Source organism: Pseudomonas panipatensis, from assembly GCF_900099785.1.
GTDB classification, from domain to species: Bacteria; Pseudomonadota; Gammaproteobacteria; order Pseudomonadales; family Pseudomonadaceae; genus Pseudomonas; species Pseudomonas panipatensis.
This window is the reverse complement of record NZ_FNDS01000026.1, coordinates 1-3023: the sequence shown is the minus strand read 5'-3', so window position 1 is coordinate 3023 and position 3023 is coordinate 1. Positions and strand designations below refer to the sequence as shown.

Sequence of the window (3023 nt, the reverse complement as noted above, 5' to 3'; positions counted from 1 at the left end):
GTCCGCATCACCGCCAAGAAGAAGATCACCCTCAACGCCGGGGGCAGCTACATCACCCTCGACCAGAACCGAATCGAGTGCGGCACCCTGGGCGATTACAACGTCAAGTCGGTGCACTTCGAACGTGTCGAGGCGCAGGCCAGGCTGAACCCCGATTTACCCTGGCTGGCCGACAAGCAAAGAGAGCAGGGCAGCACCGCGCGCAAGCGCGCCAAGCCGTTCTCGCTTTGAGCCGCGTGGCAAGGAGCCGCCCATGATCATCAGTCCTCCCTTCCTCCCGGCCAAGGTTGCCAATGAAACGGACGCCGCCTACCTCGACCGCGCCATGCGCGAAGGCGTCCCCGGGGATGGGGCGTTTCCCGTCAGCGCCGAGCTGAACTGGCATGGCGGCGTGCACCTGAGCGCGCGCAGCGAAGGGCAAGAAGGCCGGGAAATCCTGCCTGTGCGGGCGATCGCCGACGGCACGCTCGCCTACCTGCGCCAACCCACCGAGCGCAATGACGACATGCACCATGCCCTGAATTACCAGGGCGTCTGGACGGACAACGGCTGCATCGTGCTGCGCCACGAAACCGAGATCGGCGAGGGCGAGTCTGCCCGAGTGGTGTTCTATTCGATCTACCAGCACCTGGCGAGCATTGCCCCGGCCGTTCCTCGGCAGGTGGGCATGCCGGTCTACCGCAAGGACGTGCTGGGCCAGGCCGGCATGATCGATGGGGCCTCGGACAAGATCCACTTCGAGATCATCGCCAACGACGCGGTGGCCTTGCTGGGGCGCAGCAGCGCGAAGCTGGACCCTCGGCGCGGCAACGGGCGCACCGACAGTTGCTGGGGCGACGCGCATTTCCACCTGCCGCCCGAGCTGCCGTGCTACGACGCGCGCCCGGCGAGTTGGCTCGCCCCCGACAACGCCGCGGCCGGCAGTGTCGCCCGGCCGGAGCAGAGCCTGTTCGTCCGGCTGCGCTATGCCAAAGGGCAGTGCACCCTGAGCACCCTGAGCGAGACCGGCGAAGTGCTCGGCGAGCGGGCGGAAACCGAGGGCTTCGAATACGACCTCTATGCCACCGCTTGCGAACGCTATCCGGCCTGCCCCAGCGCCGGCTACGAGCTGCTTCGCTGGGGGCGGGTGCTCGGCCCCGATGCCTTGCGGCCCGAGCAAGCCGCGCACTGGCGGCAAATCGCACTGCCCGCCGGCGCGGCCTGGGTCAACCTGAACGCCCCGGCGGTCACCTGTTTCAGCGACGCCGATTTTCCGCACTGGCTGGGCTGGCAACTGCTCGATGACGACAGCGATAGCGACGCCCACTGCCAGTCGCCGACCGTTCGCGCGGTGCTGAAACTGGACCAGGAACCGATCTTCCCCGACGGCACCGACGCCATCAGCCTCGCCAGCTCCCCGGCCTACGACAGCCTGCCGGCAGAAGACCGCGACTTCCTGGCGGAACGCTACGAAATCGAATGCCAGCGCAACGTCTCCGCGCTGCAAGCCGAGTACCGCAAGCTCCAGCGCTTCGCCTTCCGCTTCCCCTCCGAGTGGGCGCACAGCGAATTCGACAGCCGCTACGGCTGGTGGCTGAAGCTCCAGCGCGACAACGCCGAGGCCGCCCAGCAGTACCAGCACCTCAAAGCCCACCAGATGGCGCTGGCCTTCTGGGAAGACGCCAACCTGAGCGACATCGACAGCCGCCACTGGCACTTGCCGCCACGGGCCTTTATCGAAGCCTTTCGCCAGTGTGGTTGGTTGAGCGCGGGAGAGCTGACACAACTGCTGCCCATGTCGGCATTGCGCAAGGTGCATGGGTATTGGGTGTCGGAGCCGGTCCGATTTTTGGATCAGACTGCGAGGCAGTTGGAGGCACGTCGTTCCAAACTAAATAAGTCACTGCGCACGCATGGCATTGCCGGCAGCCCATATCGCTTGGCAGCCTTCTTCGGCAATGCGATGCAGGAAACGCAGTGGTTCAGCAAGCTGTATGAACAAAATCCAAGTGCCTGGTACTCACCCTGGGACGGTCGCGGCTTTCTGCAACTGACACATGCTGACAACTACATCAAGTACTGGCGTTTCCGTGGTCGGGTAGTCAGTGAAGCCCTTCGTCAGCAGCTCCGGAGCGCTGCGCAAATAGCGCATCAGCATCAGAACAACAGCGCGCTGCGCGATAGCAATTTCCACGAACTGACGGTGGAAATGATCCAATGGCGGAATGATGTGGCTGATGATCAAGACGACACTGGGCCTAGCGCATGTGCTTACTGGTCCTGGTCGGGAGCGGCGCGGTTTGCCGATCAAGCGCCGGTCATGCTCAGGCAGACGGTGACTGGCGCGCACACGTTCGTCTATTACAGCAGCGTGCCGTTTGGCCAAGTAGCGGCCACCGTCAACTTCGGCAAACCCGTGAATGACCCTTTCAGTCTCGCCCATGTCAATGGAATCCAGGCCCGCTACCAGGGCTATATCAGCGCCTTGATGGTGCTGTCCGAAGGATTGCGTTTTCCCGATACCATCGGGGGCCAACACGAGCAGCCGGAAGGTTATATTCCAAGGAGAATCTGACTATGCGCTATCTATGTTTCTGGGCTTTGAGTTTTGCAGCTTCTGCTGCCATGGCGAATCCCACAGCCCACGGAGTAATGCGAGAAGCTGAGTTCGGTGGGTGTCACTTCAAACTTAGTGACCATTACAAGGGAAGTCTAAGGCTAACCACTAGCGGAACCGCAGCGGTCTACAACCTCCCGTTTAATCCGAAGCTGCGCAATTCGGTTGAAGTCTCTATTCTATTCTTCTGTGATACAGGTAAGGGGCGAAAAGCATTTACTGATTTGGGCTTAGGTAATCAGGATGGAGTATGGGTGCTGATTCCTAATAAGAGCGACCCTCAAAATCTAGCGCGAGTGAAGTTGTATCCATTGAGGGGGAATGGTACTAGCGGAGCAGCATCCACATACGATCAAACTACAGGCGAACGGTCCAGACGATTCCAAGGCCTCGGCTTCTGCCTTACCGATCAGAAGCAGATTCTCTG

Annotated in this window: 3 protein-coding genes; all 3 read left to right on the top strand. The window is 61.5% G+C overall.

The window, feature by feature from the left end:
• Positions 1-231, top strand: a 231-nt coding sequence (locus tag BLQ74_RS26815) for a DUF2345 domain-containing protein (RefSeq protein WP_090268552.1), incomplete at its 5' end; no start/stop codon positions are given.
• Between the two features lie 22 nt (positions 232-253).
• Positions 254-2554 carry a M23 family metallopeptidase gene (locus BLQ74_RS26810; RefSeq protein WP_090268550.1) on the top strand — a complete coding sequence of 767 codons (2301 nt, stop codon included), beginning with the start codon at positions 254-256 and terminating at the stop codon, positions 2552-2554.
• Between the two features lie 2 nt (positions 2555-2556).
• Positions 2557-3023, top strand: a 467-nt coding sequence (locus BLQ74_RS27595) for a hypothetical protein (RefSeq protein WP_212633179.1), incomplete at its 3' end; no start/stop codon positions are given.